This is a genomic window from Georgenia sp. EYE_87, from assembly GCF_023148685.1.
Taxonomy (GTDB): Bacteria; Actinomycetota; Actinomycetes; order Actinomycetales; family Actinomycetaceae; genus Georgenia.
Genome location: NZ_JAHXNL010000019.1, coordinates 45,393 through 65,675 on the forward strand (window position 1 = coordinate 45,393; position 20,283 = coordinate 65,675).

General features: G+C 76.3%; 18 protein-coding genes. 14 read left to right on the top strand and 4 right to left on the bottom strand.

Annotated features, from left to right (window positions below; genetic code table 11):
* Positions 1–26: 26 nt before the first annotated feature.
* Together KZX45_RS18565 and KZX45_RS18575 are read right to left on the bottom strand one after the other, a co-directional pair.
* Positions 27–1,028, bottom strand: a complete 1,002-nt coding sequence (locus KZX45_RS18565) for a hypothetical protein (RefSeq protein ID WP_248259240.1) — start codon at positions 1,026–1,028, stop codon at positions 27–29.
* A gap of 838 nt (positions 1,029–1,866) precedes the next feature.
* Complete coding sequence (locus KZX45_RS18575) at positions 1,867–2,715, bottom strand: HAD family hydrolase (protein ID WP_374112617.1); 849 nt, start codon at positions 2,713–2,715, stop codon at positions 1,867–1,869.
* Positions 2,716–2,903: 188 nt separating this feature from the next.
* Between KZX45_RS18575 and ssd the strand changes: the two genes are divergently transcribed.
* From ssd to KZX45_RS18610, 7 genes are all read left to right on the top strand, one after another.
* Positions 2,904–3,905 carry a septum site-determining protein Ssd gene (gene ssd, locus KZX45_RS18580; protein ID WP_248259242.1) on the top strand — a complete coding sequence of 334 codons (1,002 nt, stop codon included), beginning with the start codon at positions 2,904–2,906 and terminating at the stop codon, positions 3,903–3,905.
* On the top strand, positions 3,902–5,110 hold the full coding sequence (locus KZX45_RS18585) for a TadA family conjugal transfer-associated ATPase (protein WP_248259243.1): 1,209 nt from the start codon (positions 3,902–3,904) through the stop codon (positions 5,108–5,110). The genes ssd and KZX45_RS18585 overlap by 4 nt, the downstream gene beginning before the upstream one ends.
* Positions 5,107–5,958 (top strand): hypothetical protein, encoded by an 852-nt coding sequence (locus KZX45_RS18590; RefSeq protein ID WP_248259244.1) that lies wholly within the window; start codon positions 5,107–5,109, stop codon positions 5,956–5,958. The genes KZX45_RS18585 and KZX45_RS18590 overlap by 4 nt, the downstream gene beginning before the upstream one ends.
* Entirely contained in the window at positions 5,955–6,530 is a 576-nt protein-coding gene (locus tag KZX45_RS18595) for a secretion system protein (protein ID WP_248259245.1), read from the top strand. The genes KZX45_RS18590 and KZX45_RS18595 overlap by 4 nt, the downstream gene beginning before the upstream one ends.
* 148 nt (positions 6,531–6,678) lie before the next feature.
* Complete coding sequence (locus KZX45_RS18600; protein ID WP_248259246.1) at positions 6,679–6,897, top strand: DUF4244 domain-containing protein; 219 nt, start codon at positions 6,679–6,681, stop codon at positions 6,895–6,897.
* A 74-nt stretch (positions 6,898–6,971) separates the two neighbouring features.
* Positions 6,972–7,292, top strand: a complete 321-nt coding sequence (locus KZX45_RS18605) for a TadE family type IV pilus minor pilin (protein ID WP_248259247.1) — start codon at positions 6,972–6,974, stop codon at positions 7,290–7,292.
* Positions 7,289–7,672, top strand: a complete 384-nt coding sequence (locus KZX45_RS18610) for an Rv3654c family TadE-like protein (RefSeq protein ID WP_248259248.1) — start codon at positions 7,289–7,291, stop codon at positions 7,670–7,672. The genes KZX45_RS18605 and KZX45_RS18610 overlap by 4 nt, the downstream gene beginning before the upstream one ends.
* A gap of 24 nt (positions 7,673–7,696) precedes the next feature.
* On the opposite strand, the gene KZX45_RS18615 is transcribed toward KZX45_RS18610, so the two are convergent.
* Entirely contained in the window at positions 7,697–10,147 is a 2,451-nt protein-coding gene (locus KZX45_RS18615; RefSeq protein ID WP_248259249.1) for a DEAD/DEAH box helicase, read from the bottom strand.
* Positions 10,148–10,275: 128 nt separating this feature from the next.
* Between KZX45_RS18615 and KZX45_RS18620 the strand changes: the two genes are divergently transcribed.
* Positions 10,276–10,638, top strand: coding sequence for an STAS domain-containing protein (locus KZX45_RS18620; RefSeq protein ID WP_248259250.1), 363 nt, complete (start codon positions 10,276–10,278; stop codon positions 10,636–10,638).
* Between the two features lie 136 nt (positions 10,639–10,774).
* Positions 10,775–13,183, top strand: coding sequence for a sodium-translocating pyrophosphatase (locus tag KZX45_RS18625; RefSeq protein ID WP_248259251.1), 2,409 nt, complete (start codon positions 10,775–10,777; stop codon positions 13,181–13,183).
* 85 nt (positions 13,184–13,268) lie between these two features.
* On the opposite strand, the gene KZX45_RS18630 is transcribed toward KZX45_RS18625, so the two are convergent.
* Positions 13,269–15,029, bottom strand: coding sequence for a phytase (locus tag KZX45_RS18630; RefSeq protein ID WP_248259252.1), 1,761 nt, complete (start codon positions 15,027–15,029; stop codon positions 13,269–13,271).
* Between the two features lie 162 nt (positions 15,030–15,191).
* On the opposite strand from KZX45_RS18630, the gene KZX45_RS18635 reads away from it, so the two are divergent.
* The 5 genes from KZX45_RS18635 to KZX45_RS18655 all read left to right on the top strand — a co-directional run bounded on the left by KZX45_RS18635 (position 15,192) and on the right by KZX45_RS18655 (position 20,247).
* Entirely contained in the window at positions 15,192–15,923 is a 732-nt protein-coding gene (locus KZX45_RS18635) for a histidine phosphatase family protein (RefSeq protein ID WP_248259253.1), read from the top strand.
* Complete coding sequence (locus KZX45_RS18640; protein WP_248259254.1) at positions 15,920–16,804, top strand: NAD(P)H-hydrate dehydratase; 885 nt, start codon at positions 15,920–15,922, stop codon at positions 16,802–16,804. Before KZX45_RS18635 ends, KZX45_RS18640 begins: the two co-directional genes overlap by 4 nt.
* Before the next feature lie 21 nt (positions 16,805–16,825).
* On the top strand, positions 16,826–18,376 hold the full coding sequence (locus tag KZX45_RS18645; RefSeq protein WP_248259255.1) for a methyltransferase: 1,551 nt from the start codon (positions 16,826–16,828) through the stop codon (positions 18,374–18,376).
* Positions 18,377–18,435: 59 nt separating this feature from the next.
* The gene (locus KZX45_RS18650) at positions 18,436–19,293 is read left to right on the top strand and encodes a glucose 1-dehydrogenase (RefSeq protein WP_248259256.1); all 858 of its coding nucleotides are present in this window, start codon (positions 18,436–18,438) and stop codon (positions 19,291–19,293) included.
* A 342-nt stretch (positions 19,294–19,635) separates the two neighbouring features.
* Positions 19,636–20,247 (top strand): hypothetical protein, encoded by a 612-nt coding sequence (locus KZX45_RS18655; protein WP_248259257.1) that lies wholly within the window; start codon positions 19,636–19,638, stop codon positions 20,245–20,247.
* The last annotated feature ends 36 nt before the right edge of the window (positions 20,248–20,283 follow it).

The following is a 20,283-nucleotide window of genomic DNA, read 5'->3' on the forward strand; positions in this document are numbered from 1 at the left end:
ACGGCGGCGGGGCGCGCCGCCGCGGCTCAGGCCTCCGCAGAGGTGAGCGCGAGGTCGGCGCGCTCGTACCGCCGGCCCGACCGGCGGGCGAAGTGGGCGGCGCCGCCGCAGACCGCGAGGATCCCGCCGAGGAGGAGCCACGTGCCGGAGACGAGGAGCTGGAAGCCGCCCGGCAGCACGCTGAGGGCGCTGAGCAACGGCTCGAGCCGGTCGACCCCCTGCGCGAACAGCACCGCCAGGGCGCCCACGGCGAGGAGCAGCCAGCCCGCCAGCTGGGGGCCGAGGGAGGAGAGTCCGGCGAGCAGGACGACGACGGCGAGCAGCACCGTCCCCGCCAGAAGGCTCGGTTCCTGCCACGGCTGGCGGGTCAGCGTCGTGCCGAGCACCAGCGCCGCCGTCGTACCGCGGCCCAGCAGCACCGCCACGGGCGGAAGCAGGACGAGGGAGAAGAAGGCGCTGAGGGCGTGGCCCCACATCCGTGAGCGGGGCGCCGCCGGCGTCTCGGCCCCGGCGCCCCGGGCGAGGGCAGCCTCCTCGCGTTCCTGGCGGCGCCCGGCGCGGCGCGCGAGGTGGCAGGCGGCACCGCCGGCGACGAGCGCAGCCCCGGCGGCGAGCACCAGGCCCGACGCGAGCGGCCGGAGCAGCGGATCGGTCAGGGGGGCGGTCGACGGGCCGAGGAGGGGGCGGATCAGCGGCAGGCCGACCAGGCCCGGGAGCACGCCCCACACGAGCCCGCCGACCCCCAGGGCGAGGCTGGAGGCCCGTGCCGCCACCATGCCGAGGACGGCGAGCAGGAGCAGCCCGAGCAGGAGGGGACCGGCGCCGACGACGTCCGAGGAGCCCTCGAGCGGCAGGAGCATGTCGATGCCGAGCAGGGCGAGGTAGAGGGCGGCCGGGGTGACGACCAGGCCCACCAGCACCGCGAGCACGTGGGCGCGCATCCGGGACCGCGGAGGCGCCGGGGGGCCCGAGAGACCTCGCAGGAGCTCCTCCGGTCCCTCGGGCGGCTGGCTGTGCTGGCTGCTCACGCGGTCCTCCAATCCTTGGAAGCGTACGCGCCCGTCGCCGTCCGGGTGCCGCGGCCGCCTAGCCTGGCCCGATGAGCTCCGACGTCACCGCCGCGCTGGACGCGCTGGCCAGTCTGGACGGGGTGGCGCAGGCGGCGGACCGCGCCCGCGAGGCCGTCACCGAGCTGCGCTGGCACGAGGGCCTGCGCCGGCGGTGGCGGGAGGCCCGGGCGGAGACGGCCGTCCGTTCCGCCGTCGCGACCGTCGCCCTCGAGGGTGTGCGCGCCGACGCCGGGTGGTTGCGCCAGCAGGTCGCCTCGGGTGCCGCCGCGCCCGGCGGACTGCCTGCGGGGGAGGCGCTGGTGGTGGCGGCGTGGCGCGCGCAGGTCCACGTCGGCGAGCTGCTCGGTGACCTCGGCGGCCGTGGCCGCCCGCCCGCCGCGCCCGCCGGCGAGCTCGTCGCCGGGCTGCACCGGGACCTGACCGCGCACCTCGCCGCCGCCGGGGCGCTGCCCGCGGCCGCCGTCGGGCGTCCGCGGACCGACGACCAGCCGCGCGAGGGCGGGCCGCTCGACCCGCCGGTGACCCTGCGCGGCGGCGGCGGCGACCCGGCCCCGGCGCCGGTGGGGGCGGAGCTGCGGTCGCGGCTGGCGGCGGTGCTCGCGGTGCTCGCCGCGGAGGAGGCTCCCGCGCTGGTGCGCGTCGGCGTCGTGCACGGGGAGCTGGCCACGCTCCGCCCGTTCACCACCGGCAACGGCCTGCTCGCCCGCGCGGTGGCCCGCCTCGTCGCGGTGCGCTCCGGCCTCGAGCCCACCGGCGTCGCGGTCCTGGACGCCCACGCGGCGGAGCGGCCGGGCGCCTACCGCGAGGCGCTCGCCGGGTACGCCTCCGGCACTCCCGCCGGCGTCGCGCACTGGCTGCGCTTCCAGGCCGACGCCGTCGTCGTCGGCGCCGTCGAGGGCGCCGCGGTGGCGACGGCGGTGCGCGCCGGGCGGACCGCGCCCGCCTGAGGAACGGGCGCCCCGTCAGGCAGGAGCGGCACGGGGCGGGCGAAGCGTCGCACCTCCCAGCCGCGCTGGCGGGCCAGGCGGTGCAGCGCACGGTCGGGGTTGACGGCCACCGGGTGGCCCACCGCCTCGAGCATGGGCAGGTCCGTCACGGAGTCGGTGTACGCCCAGCTCCGGGCGAGGTCGTACCCGTGCGTCTCCGCGAGCTCGCGCAGCGCGGCCGCCTTGGCCGGCCCGTACGCGTAGTACTCGATGGCCCCGGTGTACCGGCCGTCCACCACCGCCATCCGTGACGCCACCACGTGGTCCGCGCCGACGAGGCGGGCGATCGGGGCGACGACGTCGTCGCTGGAGGCCGACACGATCACCACGTCGGTGCCCGCGGCGTGGTGGCGGGTGATCAGATCGATCGCCTCCAGGTAGACGTGGGGCTGGACGAACGTCGTGATCGCCCTCTCGACCACCTCCTGCAGCCGCGTGACCTCCCAGCCGTCGACCATGCGGGAGAGCTGCTCGCGCACCCGCTCGCTGCGCCGGTGGTCCGCCGCGACGAGGACGTAGGCCAGCTGCGCCGACGCGGAGCGCGCGAGGTCGGCCCGGGTGAGGAGGCCGGCCGCCAGCAGGGGGCGCGCCAGCACGAGCGAGGAGGGGGTGGCCAGGACCGTCTGGTCCAGGTCGAAGAAGGCGGCGGTGCGGGTCATCGGGGCGCTGACCCGCGGGGCAGGGACTCCATGCGTCACACTCTGGCACCCGGAGCCGCGGGCGTCTGCCCGGCGGAGGCCGGCAGGTGGCGTCCACATCCTCACGGCCGCTCCGGTCTGTCCACAGCACGACGACGCCACGGGCGGCCGTCGGGACATGCTCGGAGCCCGATCGCCGAGGAGGTCCCATGACGACGCCGTTGACCGAGACCGCGGTGGCGCTGCGCAGCGACGACGCCGCCCTGACCGCTCGCGTCCGGCGGCTGACGGACCTGGCCGGGGTGGGGCTGACCGTGGTCCCGACCGACCGGGTGCTGCCGGACGCTGCGGTGCTGCTGGACGCCGCCGGGCCCGTGGGTGCGCTCACCGTGCGGGTGGATCCCGCGCGGACGGTGGCGGCGGAGGGCCCGCTGCCGGCCGCGGTCCTCCTGCCGGGCGAGGAGTCCGCGCTGCTCGACGTCCTCGTCACGGCCGCGACCCCGTACCGGGCCCGGACCGTCGGGGTGGTGGGCGCCCACGGGGGCGCGGGGGCCTCGGTGCTCGCGGCCGTCCTCGCCCGGGCCTGCGTGGCGACCGGGGTCGCCACGGCGCTGGTCGACCTGGACCCGGCCGGCGGCGGGCTCGACGTGCTGCTCGGGCTGGAGTTCGACCCCGGGAGGCGCTGGGCCGACGTCCGGGAGGAGCGCGGGGCGCTGCTGCCCGAACGCCTGGCCCTGGCGCTGCCCACGTGGCACCTCGTGCGCGTGCTCTCGGGCGACCGGCGCGGTGGCGCGGGGGCCGACGATCTCGCGGTGCGCTCGGCGGTCCGCGCCCTCGGTCAGGGGCACGACGTCGTGATCCTCGACCTGCCGCGCCAGGTCCTCGCACCCGGGGCCGCGCGGGAGGCGTGGCTCGGCCGGTGCAGCGACGTCGTCCTCGTCGGCGGGGCCGGGGTCCGAGCCGGGGCGGCCGCGATCGCCGCCGCGCCGCTGGTCCGGGCGGGCTGCGCTGTCCACCTCGTGGTGCGGGGCCCGGCGGCGGAGGCGGCCGAGGTGGCGGAGGTGGCCGGGCTCCCGCTGGCGGCGGTGCTGCGCGAGGAGCGGAACCTCGGCGCCGACGTCGAGCGCGGGGCACGGCCGGGCGACCGGCGCCGCGGGCCCCTCATGTCGACGGCCCGCGAGCTGGTGACCCGGCTGGGGCTGGCGCCGTGAGCACCCCGGTGGCGCAGGTGCGCGAGGCGCTCGTGCGGGGTGTGCCGCTCGCCGGCGCGCTCGGCGCGGCGGACACCGGCGTCGGCGCGGACCGGCTGCTGCGGCTGGACACCGAGGTGCGCGCACAGGTGCGCGGCGCCGGGCCGCTCCAGCGGTTCCTCGACGACCCCCGGGTGACCGACGTCCTCGTCAACGGCGGGGACGGGGTCTGGGTGGACCGCGGTGGCGGGCTGGAACGGGTCGAGGTGGGTGACGTGCTCGCCGACGCCCAGGCCGTCCGGGCGCTGGCCACCCGTCTGGCCGCGACGTGCGGGCAGCGCCTCGACGACGCCAGCCCGGTCGTGGACGGCACCCTGCCGGACGGCACCCGCCTGCACGCCGTGCTGCCCCCGCTCTCGGCGACCGGCACGCTCATCTCGTTGCGCACCCACCGCACGCGCGTGCTCACGCTGAGCGAGCTGGTGGCCGGGGGGACCGTGCCGGGCCCGGTGGCGCCGGTGCTGCGGGCGCTGGTGGACCGCCGCGCCAACGTGCTGGTCTCGGGGGCGACCGGCTCCGGCAAGACGACGGTGCTGGCGGCGATGCTCTCGCTCGTCGGCCACGGCGAGCGGATCGTCTGCATCGAGGAGTCGGCGGAGCTGCGCCCCGACCATCCGCACGTGATCCACCTGCAGGTGCGGCGGGCGAACGTCCAGCACGTCGGCGAGGTGCCGCTGGCGGAGCTCGTCCGGGCCGCCCTGCGCATGCGCCCCGACCGCATCGTGCTGGGAGAGTGCCGTGGTGCCGAGGTGCGCGACGTGCTCGGGGCCCTGAACACCGGCCACGACGGCGGCTGGGCGACGGTGCACGCGAACACCTCCGAGGACGTGCCCGCCCGCCTGGTCGCCCTCGGTGCCCTGGCCGGCATGACCGGCGCGACGATGACCGCCCAGGCGGTCAGCGCCCTCGACGCGGTGATCCATCTGCGCCGCGACGACGACGGGGTGCGCCGCCTCGCCGAGGTGGGCGTGCTCGAGCGGACGGGAGACGAGCTGGTCTGCCGGCCGGCTCTCACGGTTGACCCGGGTGGCGTCGTCGAACGGGGCCCGGCGTGGTCGAGGCTCGCCGCCAGGCTCGGCCTGGCCGGGTCGACGGACGACGGCGGGCAGGCGGGCAGCGTCGTGCAGGCCGGCGTCGGCCGCGGCCGGCACGCCGCGGGGCCGTGACGGAGCCCGTGATCGTCGCGGTGCTGGTGGCCGCGGCGGTCCTGCTGCTCGCCCGACCGGGTCGTCGCCCCGTCCGTCGCCCCGTACGTCGCCGCGGGGAACCGCGACCACGCGTGCGCCGTCGTCCCGGCACGCGGGAGATCGACGTCGGGGTTCTCGTCACCGAGGTCGCCACGCGGCTGAAGGCGGGGGCCGACGTCGATGCTGCCTGGGACGAGACGTTCGCCCGGGTGGGCCTGACCGGGCAGACGCCTGCGGCGTGGACGGAGCCGCCGGGCAGCGTGGCAGCCCGCGACCCGGGCGCTCCGGCGCGGGAGGACGGCGTGCCCGGCCAGCTGCTGGAGCTGGCATCCCGGCAGGCCGCGCACGACCGGCTGCCGCGCCCGCTACGCCGTCTGGTCCGTCATGGCATCGGCTCGACGACGGCGGGGGCGCTGCCCGGCGCGATCGCCGCCTGCCGGCTCACCCACGAGCTCGGAGCGCCGCTGGCAGAGGTCCTCCAGCGGTGCGCGGAGGGCTTGACCGAGGCCGGGCACGCGCGCGCGGCACGTGCCGTGGCGCTGGCCGGGCCACGGGCCACCGCCCGGCTGCTCGGCTGGCTCCCGGTGCTCGGGCTGGTGCTCGGTGCCGGGATCGGCGCAGACCCGCTGCGGGTGCTGCTCGGCGGCGGGCTCGGGAGCGCCTGCCTGCTGGCGGGCGTCGCGCTCATGGTGGCCGGCCGCCGCTGGGTGGCAGCCCTCGTGCGGGTCGCCGGTGCCGCCGGCACCGGCCCGGCCGGTCGGACGCCGGGACGGCCGCGGACGGCTCAGCGGCCCGATTGGGGTCCGGCCTGGAGGGCGGCGCGGTGACCACGCTGACGTTCCTGCTGCTCGCGACCGTCGCGGCGCTGCCGTGGACGCTGACCCGGCGCACCCGCGCGCGGGCGCCCACCGGGCGCGCCGGTCCGGTTCCGGCGTCGCTCGGCGAGGTCGACGTCGCGGTGCTCCTCGACCTCGCGGACGCCGCCCTCGACGCCGGGGCGTCGGTGCCCGGCACGCTGCTGGCACTCGGGCGCGCGGTCGCCGGTCCGGCGCCGGAGGCGGCCGACGACGGCGGGAGCGGGGCGGCGCTGGGCCGCGCCGGCCGGGCGCTGCTCCTCGGGGCGCCGTGGGAGGAGGCGTGGGACGGGTCTCCGCGCGCGCTCGTCGCGCTCGCCGACGCACTCGAGCCCGCCTGGGTCGACGGTGCGGCCCCCGGCCCGCTGCTGCGCCAGGCGGCCGGGTCCGTGCGCGCCACCCGGCACCGTGAGGCCCAGGAGGCGGCGGCACGTCTCGGCGTCCGGCTGGTTCTGCCCCTGGGGCTGTGCTTCCTGCCCGCCTTCGTGCTGCTCGGGCTCGTGCCGGTGGTCCTCGCCGCCGGTGGCGCCGTCCTCGGTGGCTGAGCCTCCACACGCGGTGCCGCTGCCGGGTCGTCCACAGCCGGCGGTCCGCCCTCCGACCCGGGCGTCGCGATCCGCGCAGGCTCGGTCCCGACGGACGGCAGACGGCGGTCCGCGAGAGGCGCCCGACGGGCGTGGGGAGGAGAGCACGATGAGCGTTCGACGTCGCTGGGGGAGGGTCCGGGTCGCGCTGACCCGGCGGGTGCACGCGCTGCGGGCCGACGGGGAGGCCGGCATGGCCACCGCCGAGTACGCGATCGGGACCGTGGCGGCCGCCTCGTTGGCGAGCGTCCTGCTGTGGGTCCTCAAGAGCGACTGGGTCCGGGAGCTCGTGTCGGACCTGATCCGCAAGGCGCTCGGGCTGGGATGAGACGACAACCACGTCCGTCGGCGGTCCGGGCCGCTCGGTCCGGCCCGCCGACGGGGGGCCCGGAGCGAGGCGGGGTGACCGCCGAGCTCGCCCTCGTGCTGCCCGGGGTCGTGCTGCTCCTCGTCGCGCTGCTCACCGCGGCGGGCGCCGCGCTCACGCAGGTCCGGGTGGCCGACGCCGCGCGGGCCGGAGCACGTGCGGCGGCGCTCGGTGAGTCCCACGGCGAGATCCTCGGCGTCGCGCGGGAGCTCGCCGGCGACGGTGCCGCGGTGCGGGTGTCCGAGACGGACGGGTACGTCGTCGTGGAGGTCTCGCACGACCTCGCCGGACCTCTGCGGGCGGCCGGACTGGCAGCCCGGTCCAGCGCTCGGGCGCTGTCCGAGCCGGGGGAGTGAGCGCGGTGCGGCGGTGGGGGCGCTCCCGAGCGGGCGGCGGCGACCGGGGCGCCGGCTCCGTGCTCGGCCTGGCCCTGGTGGCGGTCCTGCTGGTCCTCACCCTGGCCGTCGTGGGCGTAGCCCGTGCCGTCCACGCGCGCGGGACCGCGCAGGCCGCGGCGGACCTCGGCGCGCTCGCCGCCGCGACCGCGTTGCAGGACCTGACCGGCTCCGCGGGGGACCCGTGCGCCGTCGCCGGCCGGGTCGTCGCCGTCAACGGTGCGGAGCTCACCGCCTGCCGGACCCGCGGGGAGGAGGTGGTGGTCGCGACCCGCGTGCCGCTCGCGGACGGCACGGGACTCGCCGCGCGGGCCAGCGCCCGTGCCGGTCCGGCCGGCTGACACGGCCGGCTCGCCCCAGAAGGGTCAGGCGGGTGCGCAGCGCAGCAGTAGCGACAGCAGGCGCACCGCCCCGGCCTTGTCGAGCGGGGAGTTGCCGTTGCCGCACTTGGGTGACTGGACGCAGGCCGGGCACCCGTCGGCGCACCCGCACGAACGGATCGCGTCACGGGTGGCCCCGATCCACTCGACCGCGGCCCGGTACCCGCGCTCGGCGAACCCGGCCCCGCCCGGGTAGCCGTCGTGGACGAAGACGGTGGGCTGCCCGGTCTGCGGGTGCACCGCCGTCGACAGGCCGCCGATGTCCCACCGGTCGCACGTGGCCAGCAGGGGCAGCAGCCCGATCGAGGCGTGCTCGGCGGCGTGCAGCGCGCCGGGCAGGGAGTCCTTGCCCACGCCCGCCGCCTCGCACGCCTCGGCGGAGAGCGTCCACCACACGGCGGTCGTCGGCAGCACCCGCTCGGGCATGTCCAGCGGGTAGGAGCCGATGATGTCCATGCCGGGGAGGCGTCGCCTGTCGTAGTCGGTGACCTGGCTGGTCACCTCGACGTCGCCGAAGGACCACGTGGCCTCGGTGCCGTCGGCGGCCCGCCACAGCTGCCGGTCCCGGACCGAGAGCACCCGCACCGAGGAGGAGGACCGGGCCTTGGTGCGGTGCCCCAGCTCCGTCTCGGCGTGCACGAGGGCCACGTCGTCCTCCAGCGCGTCGACGACGAACGTGCGTCCCTGGTGCAGGTAGACCGCACCGGGGTGCACCGTGGCGTCCGCGCGTGCGCCGTCGACGGTGCCGAGCACGGTGCCGGTCCCGGACTCGACCACCTGGACGGGCCGGTCGCCGCCGCCCCGCAGGTCCGTGAGGTCCTGCGGGCGCTCGGGCCGGGAGAAGTTCCAGAACCAGCCCGTCGGCCGGCGCCGGAGCAGGCCCCGCCGGACCAGCTCGTCGAGCAGCGCGGCGTCCGGCAGGCCGAAGAGCGGCAGGTCACCCTCCGTCAGCTGCAGCTCCGCCGCGGCGGCGCACAGGTGCGGGGCGAGCACGTAGGGGTTGGCCGGGTCGAATGTCGTCGCCTCCACGCCGGCGCCGAAGATCGCCTCGGGGTGGTGGACCACGAAGCCGTCGAGCGGGTCCTCGCTCGCCACCAGCACCGCGACGCCCTCCGCCCCGGCCCGCCCCGCCCGCCCCGCCTGCTGCCACATCGAGACCCGGGTGCCGGGCCAGCCCGCGATGACGACGGCGTCCAGCCCGGCGACGTCGACGCCGAGCTCGAGGGCGTTGGTCGTCGCCAGCGCGAGCAGCTCCCCCGACCGCAGCGCCCGCTCGAGCTCGCGGCGCTCCTCGGGCAGGTACCCGCCCCGGTACGCAGCCACCCGCCCGGCGAGCTCGCCGTCGACCTCGCGCAGGTGCCGGCGGGCCTGCTCCGCGATCACCTCGGCGCCGTAGCGCGAGCGCACGAACACCAGCGTGCGGGCGCCGCTGACCACCAGGTCCGCCAGGAGGTCCGCCGCCTCCGCCGTGGCGCTGCGCCGCGGCCCGGACTCGAAGGCCTCGTCGTCGGCGCCGCTCGCGCCGAGCTCGACCCCCTCCCCGGGCCAGGAGGCCGTCCACCCGGCGGACAGCGCGGGCTGCCACAGCGCGACGGTGCGCCGGCCCGCCGGCGCGGCGTCCTCCGTCACGGCGACGACGTCGGACTCCGGGACGCCGACGAGCCGGGCCGCGGTGAGCGCCGGCTCCGCCGTCGTGGCCGACGCCGCGATCACGGTCGGGCTGGCGCCGTAGTGCGCGGCCAGGCGCAGCAGGCGCCGGAGCACGAGCGCCACGTGCGCGCCGAGCACACCGCGGTAGGCGTGGCACTCGTCGACGACGACGTAGCGCAGGCCCTTGAGCAGTCGCTGCCACCGCCGGTGCCCGGGCAGCATCGAGAAGTGCAGGAAGTCGGGGTTGGAGAGCACGACGTCGGCATGGTCGCGGGCCCAGTCGCGCTCCTCCAGCGGGGTGTCGCCGTCGCAGGTGGTCACGCGCACCCCGCGCAGCCCCGCGGCGTCGAGCAGGCGGTGCAGCCCGGTGAGCTGATCCGCCGCCAGCGCCTTGGTGGGGGAGAGGTACAGGGTGGTGGGACGCCGCCCGTAGGCGGCGATGCTGCCGGCGTCGGGGCGAGCCGCCAGCGCGGCGTCGGCCCGGACCGCCGAGATGGCGGGCAGCCAGGCCGCGAGGGACTTGCCGGACCCCGTGCCCGTGGCGATGACCGTGTGCCGGCCGGCCCAGGCCGCCTCGGCCGCCGTGACCTGGTGCTCCCAGGGCCGCTCCACGCCGAGGCGCCGGTACCCGGCCACCAGGTCCGGGTCCGCCCACGCCGGCCAGTCCGCCGTCCGGCCGGGGCGGGCCGGCAGCTGCTCGAGGTGGACGAGGCGGCCGTCGCGCACACCGGTGGCGCGCAGCAGCTCGACGAGGTCCGGGCGGGGCACCTGCCCAGTGTGCGCCATGGCGCCGACACCGACCGCCGGCGGCCGGCCGGCCGTGGCAGGTGGTTGCCACGGGCAGTTCTGTCCAGGCCCACCCCCTGGACGTCCGGCTCGGGGGTGGGACGATTCGCGGACAGGGGGTGGGGGCCATGGCACTTCGGGTGGACGAGCGGGTGGCCGGGGCGGCGCGGGTGGTCAGCGCGGCCGGGGAGCTGGACGGCGCGTCCGCGGGTCGCCTGCGGGCCGCCGTCGACCGGGCCCTCGACGCGCTCCCGGCCGCCGTCGTCGTGGACCTCACCGCGGTGACCTTCATCGACTCCGCCGGCGTCCGTGCGGTGCTGGACCGCCGTGCCGTGATCAGGGCCCTCGACTCGCGCCTGCACGTGGTGGCGGCCGCGGAGCAGGTGCGGGCCGTCTTCGAGCTGTCCGGCCTCCTGGAGGGCCAGCCGCTGCACCGTGAGCTCGGCGAGGTCCTCGGCCCGGATCCGGCCGGGCTGACGTCGCCCGGCTGAGCGGCCGAGGCCCACCGGACACGCGCGGACGGCAATACGGAATGTGCCGAACCCGGCCGCGGCACAGGTAGGCTCGCCGGGAAACAGCCACCGCGACGGCGTCGTCGCAGGTGAGACGCACTGCCGAGGAGGGTAGATGCTTGAACTGGGGGCCACGAGCCTGACCATCGTCGGGATCATCGCGGGTATAGCGATCATCTCGCTCGTCATCGCGGTGGCGCTGCGCCGTCAGGTGCTCGCCGCGGACGCGGGCACACCACGGATGCAGGAGATCGCCGGCGCGATCGAGGAAGGGGCTCAGGCCTACCTGAGGCGTCAGTTCCGCACCCTCGGCATCTTCGCGGTGGTCGTCTTCGGCCTCCTGTTCCTGCTGCCGGCCGATCCCGAGATCAAGATCGGCCGGGCGATCGCGTTCCTCTTCGGCGCCGGGTTCTCGGCGGCGATCGGCTACCTGGGCATGTCCCTGGCGGTGCGGGCCAACGTGCGCGTCGCCTCCTCGGCCACCCGCCCCGGCGGACGCACCGAGGGTGCGCGCATCGCGTTCCGCACCGGTGGCGTGGTCGGCATGAGCGTCGTGGGCCTGGGCCTGCTCGGCGCCGCAGGCGTCGTGATCTTCTACCGCGGGGACGCGCCCGCCGTCCTGGAGGGCTTCGGCTTCGGCGCCGCCCTGCTCGCGATGTTCATGCGCGTCGGCGGCGGCATCTTCACCAAGGCGGCCGACGTCGGGGCGGACCTGGTCGGCAAGGTCGAGCAGGGCATCCCCGAGGACGACCCGCGCAACGCCGCCACGATCGCGGACAACGTGGGCGACAACGTCGGCGACTGCGCCGGCATGGCTGCCGACCTCTTCGAGTCCTACGCCGTGATGCTCGTGGCATCCCTGATCCTGGGCAAGGCCGCCATGGGCGAGCAGGGCCTCATCCTGCCGCTCATCATCACGGCCGTCGGCGCCCTGGTCGCCCTGCTCGGCGTCGTGATCACGCGGGTGCGCGGCGACGAGTCCGGCCTGACGGCGATCTACCGCGGCTTCTACATCTCCGCCGTCGCCGGCGTGGTGCTGGCGGCGATCGCCACCTTCGTCTACCTCCCCTCCACCTTCGGCGCCATCACGGGCATCAGCGCGGACCTGGCAGACCACGGCGGCGACCCGCGGCTCATGGTCACGGCCGCCGTCGTCATCGGCGTGGTCCTCGCCGGCATCATCCTGTGGCTGACCGGCTACTTCACCGGCACCACGTCCCGGCCCACCGTGCACGTCGCCTCCACCTCGCGCACCGGCGCGGCGACCGTGGTTCTCTCGGGCATCGGGGTCGGCTTCCAGTCGGCCGTGTACACCGCCGGCATCATCGCGGCCGCGATCTGCGGCGTGTTCCTCATCGCGGGCGGCAGCATCGGGCTCTCCCTCTTCCTCATCGCCCTCGCCGGCTGCGGCCTGCTCACCACCGTCGGCGTCATCGTCGCCATGGACACCTTCGGCCCGGTCAGCGACAACGCGCAGGGCATCGCCGAGATGTCGGGCGAGGTCGACGAGGCGGGCGCGCAGGTGCTCACGGACCTCGACGCGGTGGGCAACACCACCAAGGCCATCACCAAGGGCATCGCCATCGCGACGGCGGTCCTGGCCGCCACGGCGCTGTTCGGCTCCTACGCGGACGCCGTCCGGGTCGCCCTCGCCGAGATCGCGGAGGCCGGCACGCAGGTGGCCGGCGGGCTGGTGGGCGCCATGGTCAGCTACGAGATCATCTCGCCCATCACGCTGGTCGGCGTGATCCTGGGCGGCGCGACGGTATTCCTCTTCTCGGGCCTGGCCATCGACGCCGTCACCCGGGCGGCCGGGGCGATCGTGTTCGAGGTGCGTCGCCAGTTCCGGGAGAACCCCGGGATCATGACCGGCCAGACGCGCCCCGAGTACGCGCGCGTCGTGGACATCTGCACCAAGGACTCCCTCCGTGAGCTCGCGACGCCCGGGCTCCTCGCCGCCTTCGCGCCGATCGCCGTCGGCTTCGGCCTCGGCGTCGGCCCGCTCGCCGGGTTCCTCGCCGGGGCCATCGGCTCCGGCGTGCTGATGGCCGTGTTCCTCGCGAACTCCGGCGGCTCGTGGGACAACGCCAAGAAGATCGTCGAGGACGGGCACTACGGCGGCAAGGGGTCGGACGCCCACGCGGCCGTCGTCATCGGCGACACCGTCGGCGACCCGTTCAAGGACACCGCCGGCCCGGCGATCAACCCGCTCATCAAGGTGATGAACCTGGTCTCGCTGCTCATCGCGCCCGCCGTGGTGCAGTTCAGCGTTCCGGCCGACGCCAACCACGCGGTGCGCATCTCCATCGCGCTGGTGGCCGCGGCGATCGCGCTCGGGGCCGTCTTCGTCTCCCGGCGCCGCGCCGGCCGGGCGGACACCGCCGAGGACATCGACAACAAGATCGCCACCCGGCCGCACCACGAGGACCCGATGGGGCCGGCCGACGTCGAGGCTCCGCTCGTCACCCGTCCGGGCGCGGGGCCGGGGAGCGCCGAGGCGACCGAGCCGGTCGAGCGTCGCTGAGGCCGATCCGCCCTCGCGTCGAGCACACAGAAGAGGCCCGCCAGGTGCGGGCCTCTTCCCTGTGGGGCGGACCCACGGGGCAGACTCAGCGGAGCCGGCGCAGCCCCAGGGTGTCGGTGCCGTCGCCGTCCCAGTCGCCGACGTAGACCTCGTCGCCGGGACGGCCGTAGACGACGACGCGGTCGGCCGGTCCGGCCGTGACGGTGTTCTTGACGTAGTAGGTGCTCCCGCGCCGGACCGCGAGGGTGTCCCTGCCGTCCCTGTCCCAGTCGCCGACCAGGACCTGGTCCCGGGCACGGCCGTAGACGACGACGCGGTCGGCCGGTCCGGAGGTGACGGTGTTCTTGACGTAGTAGGTGCTCCCGCGCCGGACCGCGAGGGTGTCCCTGCCGTCCCCGTCCCAGTCCCCGACCAGGACCTGGTCGCGGGCCCGGCCGTAGACGACGACGCGGTCGGCCGGTCCGGAGGTGACGGTGTTCTTGACGTAGTAGGTGCTCCCGCGCCGGACCGCGAGGGTGTCCCTGCCGTCCCCGTCCCAGTCCCCGACCAGGACCTCGTCACCGGGCCGCCCGTAGACGAGCTCCCGCTGCGCCTGGCCGCCGCGCAGCTCGTTGCTCACGTAGAACCGGTTCCCGCGCCGGACCATGATCGTGCTGTCGCCGTCCCCGTCCCAGTCGCCGATCAGCACCCTGTCGGTGAGCCGGCCGTACTGGAACACGTGGTCGGCGACCGGCCCCCAGGAGTCGTTGAGGAAGAACCCGGTCGCCGGTCCGCCCGAGCGGACGCCGTGCAACGGACCGAGTGCCTTCCGGGCGTCGACGTACTTGAAGTTGGAGGTGCTGCCACCGGCGTTGTCCTGGTCGTGCACCACGACGAGCCCGCCGGGGAACTGCGGACCGAGGTTCGCGAGCGTGACGGCCTGGCCGTCCGTCCCGGTGGCGCCGTCGACGGCGCCGGAGGCGGTCACCGTGTACGCGCGACGGTGCGTGTGCGGCGGAGCGAGATCGTAGACGTGGTAGGTGCTGTCCCCCTGGGACGACACCAGGAGGTAGGAGGCGCCGCCGTTGACACCGTGGGCGACGGTCACGCCCTCGACGTCGGCGCGGAGACGGGGGCCCGAGACGAGGTCGATCGCGGTGCGTGAGGGGGAGGCCGTCGGGTCGGCGCCGTAGCTGAACAGGCCGACCTCCTCCTCGGAGAGGAAGAGCCGCCGCGCCTGGTCGTCGACCGCGCAGCCCTCGGCCTGGGACCCGGTGGTCAGGTCGCGCACCTTCGTCCCCGTGACCGACGCCCCGGAGAGGCTGAGCCGGTACTGGTCGAACTGGCCGGCGGAGTCGGTTGCCTCCGTGACGAAGGCGTACACCGCGCCGTCCGGGCTCGCGTACAGGCATGTGCCGTATGGCTCGAAGCCGAGCGGGGTGCTGCCCGCGGGGGAGAGCGTCCGGGTGCGCGGGTCCAGGAAGAAGTACGCGAGGGCGTCGTCCGTGCGGTCGCTCGCGGCCACCAGCGTCCGCCCGCCGAGAACGCCGGAGCGCAGGTCGACGTTGTTCATCTCGCCGGTCTCGAGGAACTGGAGCTGGCGGCCGGCGAGGTCGTAGACCGACAGCCCGCCGCGGTCGTGATCCTTGCTCGACCCGACGACCACCGAGCGACTCGGCGCGGCGCGGTCGACCCAGATGGCCGGATCGTCGGCGATGTCCCCCGAGCCCGCAGGGAAGTCCGGCGTCTCGTCGGCCGCCGGGACGGCGACCGCGGCCGCGGCCGGGGTGGGCACGCCCACGCCGAGCGCGGCGAGAGCGACGAGCAGCGCGAGGGAGCTCGCCAGGGCCGTGATGCGGTGGTTCATGCGGAGCCTCCGAGGCGGCAGCGGTCGGTGCTCCCCCGGGACTGTCGGCCACGGTACCGGCGCACCTGGTGCGCCGCAGGAGAACTGCCCCGCCTCCTCAGGGTGACGACGCCGGGCACGTCTCGACGAGCGCCGGACGACGTCGGAACCTACGTTGCGGGCATGGGTGTCACCGAGATTCTCCTCGTCCGCCACGGACAGAGCGCCGCGAACGTCGCGGCCTCCCACGCCGAGGCCAGCGGCGCCGAGACGATCGACGTGCCCGCGCGGGACCCGGACGTCGAGCTCTCGCCCACCGGCAAGGAGCAGGCCGCAGCCCTGGGAGCCTGGCTGCGGGACCTGCCGCACGACCGGCGGCCCGACGCCGTGTGGTCCTCGCCCTACCGGCGGGCGCTCGACACCGCGCGCACCGCCGTGGACGTGGCCGAGGTGCAGCTCCCGCTGAGGGTGGACGAGAGGCTGCGGGACCGCGACCTCGGCATCACCGACACCCTGACGACGGCCGGGGTGCTCGCGCGCTACCCCGGGGAGGCGGAGCGGCGCCGGTGGCTGGGCAAGTTCTACCACCGGCCGCCCGGCGGGGAGTCGTGGGCCGACGTCGCCCTGCGGGTGCGGAGCGTGCTCGCCGACCTCGAGCGCCAGGAACGACACGAGCGAGTGCTGATCACCTGTCACGACGTCGTCGTGCTCGTCTTCCGCTACGTCTGCGAGGAGCTCGACGAGGCAGGGATCCTCGAGATCGGGCGCACGGACGGGGTGCGGAACGCGGCGGTCACCCGCCTGGTGCGTGACGCCGAGGGGTGGCGACTCGCGGACTACAACGTGGACGAGCACCTGGAGCAGGAGGGGGCACCGCGCACCGACGAGCCGAGCCCCGTGCAGGAGCTGGGATGACGGGCGCGGCGCAGCGGGCGGAGCCCGTGGTGCCCGCGCTGCTGCGCGGGTGGCCGCTCCCGGAGCCGCACGGGTCGAAGTACGGGCGCGGGCAGGTGCTGGTCGTCGGTGGCGCGCGGGCCACGCCGGGGGCCGCGATGCTGGCCGGGCTGGCGGCGCTGCGCGTCGGGGGCGGGCGACTGACCCTCGCCGTCGCGCGCTCGGTGGCTCCGGCGGTGGCCGTCGCCGTGCCGGAGGCCGGGGTCCGCGGTCTCGCGGAGGACGACGCCGGGGACGTCACCGGCACGGAACCGGAGGTCCTGGCGAAGGACGCCGAGCGCGCCGACGTGGTCCTGCTCGGCCCCGGGCTCGGCGAGCCGGGCGGGACGCTCGCACTGCTGTGCGGACTGGTCCCGCACGTGCCGCCGGGCGTGCCGGTGGTGCTGGACGCGTTTGCGCTCGGGGTGCTCGCCGACGCTCCCGACGACGTGCTGGACGCCCTGCGCGGTCGGCTGGTGCTCACGCCCAACCTCGTCGAGCTCGCCCGGCTCCTGGGTCGGGAGGAGATCGAGGACGAGGAGGCGGCGGACGCCGTCGTCGAGGTCGCGGACCGCTTCGGCGCGGTGGTGTGCGGGCACGGGTTCGTCAGCGCCGGTGACCGGCTGTGGCGGAAGACCACCGGGCACACGGGGCTCGGGACCTCCGGCAGCGGCGACGTCATGGGCGGCGCGCTCGCGGGGCTGGCCGCTCGTGGCGCGGACCCCGCCCAGGCCGCCGTCTGGGCGATGCACCTGCACGCGGCCGCCGGGGACTCGCTGACGGCGCGCGTGGGAAAGGTGGGGTTCCTGGCCCGCGAGCTGCTGGACGAGCTGCCCCACCGGCTGCACGAGCTCTCCGCCTGAGCGCGTCACTACGCTGCCCGAATGACCCCGAGCGCATCACCACCTCCCGCCGGCGACCGGGCCACGCTCGACGCCCTGCGCGACGACCTCGAGGGCGCCGATTTCACTCTCGAGAGCGTCGACGCCCTCGTCGGTGACGTCGCCTCCGCCGCGCTCCACCGAGAGCAGCGCCTGCCCGCGCTGCGCGCGGCCCGGCACCGGGACCACCCTGCCGCCACGCTGCTGCGGCTGTTCATGCTCGGCGACCACGTCACCCGCGCCGAGCTCGACCGGGCGCTGCCCGCGACCGGCGCCGACGGCGCCGTGCGACTCGGCCTGGTGCGGACGGCCGGCGAGGCGGACGAGGACGCGGCGAGCGCCGTCGTCGATCTGCGTCCCTACGCGGCGGCCGACGCAGCCGGGTCTGCCCTGTGGTGGGTGGCCTCTGACCTGGGTGAGCTGGCCACCGGGGCCGTGCTCCGCGCCGACCACGTGCTCGGGATCGGGGGCGCCTCGCTCACGCTGGCGCAGGTCACCGCGCGCACACCGCGCCGGCGCGCGCTCGACCTGGGCACCGGCTGCGGCGTGCAGGCACTGCACGCCGCGCGGCACAGCGCGCACGTGGTGGCGACGGACATCTCCGGGCGGGCGCTGCGGTTCGCCGCGTTCAACGCCGGCCTCGCGGGGGTGGACCTCGAGCTGCGGGAGGGCTCGATGCTCGCCCCCGTGGCGGGGGAGACGTTCGACCTCGTGGTGTCCAACCCGCCGTTCGTCATCACCCCGGCCGCGGCCTACGACGCCGGGCTGCCGCTGATGGAGTACCGCGACGGCGGGCAGGGCGGGGACGACCTCGTCCAGGACCTCGTCTCCGCCGTCGGCGAGCACCTGGCTCCCGGCGGGGTGGCGCAGCTGCTCGGGAACTGGGAGCACCGCTCGGGTGAGGACTGGCGCGAGCGGGTGGGCGCCTGGCTGCCGGCGGGGTGCGACGCCTGGGTGGTCGAGCGGGAGGTCCAGGATCCGGCCGAGTACGCCGAGCTGTGGCTGCGCGACGGCGGCATGCGCCCCGAGCTCGACCGCGGCGGCTACGAGGCCGCCTACGCCGCCTGGCTCGCGGACTTCGAGGCGCGCGGCGTCGAGGGCGTCGGGTTCGGCTACGTGCTCGTGCAGCGTCCCGCGACCGCACGCGAGCCGTGGCGGCGGCTCGAGGAGGTGACCGGGCCGGTGCGCCAGCCGCTGGGGCCGCACGTCGCCGAGATGCTGGCCGTCCGCGAGCGGCTCGCGGGGCTGGACGACGCGGCGCTCGCAGGGCTGCGCCCCGTGCGGTCGGCGGACGTCACCGAGGAGCACTACCTCACCCCGGGCGACGCCGACCCGCAGATCCTGCAGCTCCGCCAGGGCGGCGGGCTCGGCCGGGTGGTGCGGCCCGGGACGGTGGTGGCCGGCGCCGTCGGGGCGTGCGACGGCGAGCTCTCCCTCGGCCAGATCGTCGGAGCTCTCGCGGCGCTGCTCGAGGTGCCGGCCGACGACGTCGCCGCGGAGCTGCTGCCGGCGGCGCGGGACCTGCTCGTCGACGGGTTCCTGAGCCTGGGTTGAGGAGGCGCGACAACGCGCCTCCAGGTGCGAGCGACGGCGTCGTCCGGCAACCATGGGACATGACCAACGACCTGTCGAACATCCCCGTCCAGCAGCAGGAGTGGCCCGGCACGACGTCGGCCCTGAACCCGGTGCCCGACCACGGCGAGACGTCCTACACCGGGCGTGAGCGCCTGGTCGGCAGGAAGGCCCTCATCACCGGGGGCGACTCCGGGATCGGCCGCGCCGTCGCCATCGCGTTCGCCAAGGAGGGCGCGGACGTCGCCATCTCGTACCTGCCGGAGGAACAGGGCGACGCCGAGGAGACCAAGAAGCAGGTCGAGGCCGCGGGTCGCACGTGCGTGCTGTGCCCCACGGACCAGCGGACCGAGCAGGCCAACATCGACCTGATGGCGAAGGCGGTCGAGGCCCTCGGCGGCCTTGACATCCTCGTCAACAACGCCGGCTTCCAGATGACGCACCAGGAGCTCGAGGAGTTCCCCGGCGAGCAGATCGAGCGGACCTTCGCAACCAACGTCTTCGCGACGTTCTGGCTCACCAAGGCGGCCGCACCGCACCTGAAGGAGGGGGCGGCAGTGATCAACACGACGTCGATCCAGGCCTTCCAGCCGTCCGAGCCCCTGCTCGACTACGCAGCCACCAAGGCCGCGCTGAACAACCTCACCGTCAACCTGGCCTCCGAACTCGGGCCGCGAGGGATCCGCGTCAACGCAGTGGCGCCGGGGCCGATCTGGACGCCGCTGATCCCCGCGACGATGCCGGAGAAGAAGGTGGACGGCTTCGGCTCCGACACCCCGCTCGGTCGAGCGGGGCAGCCGATCGAGGTGGCGACGGCGTTCGTGTACCTCGCGAGCGACGAGGCGAGCTACGTCTCCGGCACGGTGCTCGGCGTGACGGGCGGCAAGCCGGTTTTCTGAATAGATGCGCCAGCCGTCAGCCGCCAGCCGCCAGCCGCCGGCCGCCAGCCGTCAGCGAACGCCGCCGCTGGCGCTGGCGCCTTCCGCACCCGCGATCTTGTCGCATGCTGTCTCCGGGCAGGCGTCCGGCCGTCCGGCTCCCGGCCGCCAACCGTCCGGCCGTCGGGAGCGCCCGGCCGCCCCACCGTCCAGCCGTCGGGAGTGCCCCGGCGCCCAAGCGCCCCGGCGCCCAAGCGCCCCGGCGCCCCGGCGCCTCGGCGCCTCGTCTCCCTGGCGTACGTGTCTCCACAGGCGGGGCCGGGGTCGGGCCGGATGTCAGTGGCCCGTCATAGCCTTGTACTCATGTTCGAAGATGCGCGTAGCGGTGGTGGCGGATGGTGCTGCCCGGAGGACGGGTGGCACGGTCCGTGCGCGCACCTGCTCGCCCTGGCCAGTGCGGTGGGGGCGGAGGAGCGGCTGGCGCGGGCGCGGGAGCTCTCGGCCACGGGTCTGCGGGGGTTGGGGGTGCTGCTGGAGGCGGGGGACCCGTGGGCGCAGGAGGTGCTGGAGGACCTGCTCGGCGCGGACGGGGAGAGCCCGGCGCGGCCGGTGGCGCCGGTGGACGTGGAGGGTGCGGCGGTGCTGGGTGGGCTGGTGCCGGCGGGGTTCACCCGCACCTCGCCGCTGCCGACCGAGGAACGGGTGACGGACTCCGGCGCCGGCGCCGCCCACCCCTCCGCCCACCCCTCCGGCACCGGCACCGGCATCGGCACCGGCGACGCGGACGCGGACGCCGAGGCCGACGCCGGGGACGGCGCTGGTGAGCGCCATCTTGGTGACGTCCCGGACGGTGAGGGGTTGGTGGACGGGGGGCCGGCGTGGTCGCGGGCGTTGCGGCGGCGGGTGTCGGAGGTCTTGGGCCTTGACCCCGGTACGTGGACACGGGGTGGGATTACGCGGCGGGCGCGAGCGTAGCAGCGTGGTGAGACTCGTAGGTGGACGGTGACTGGT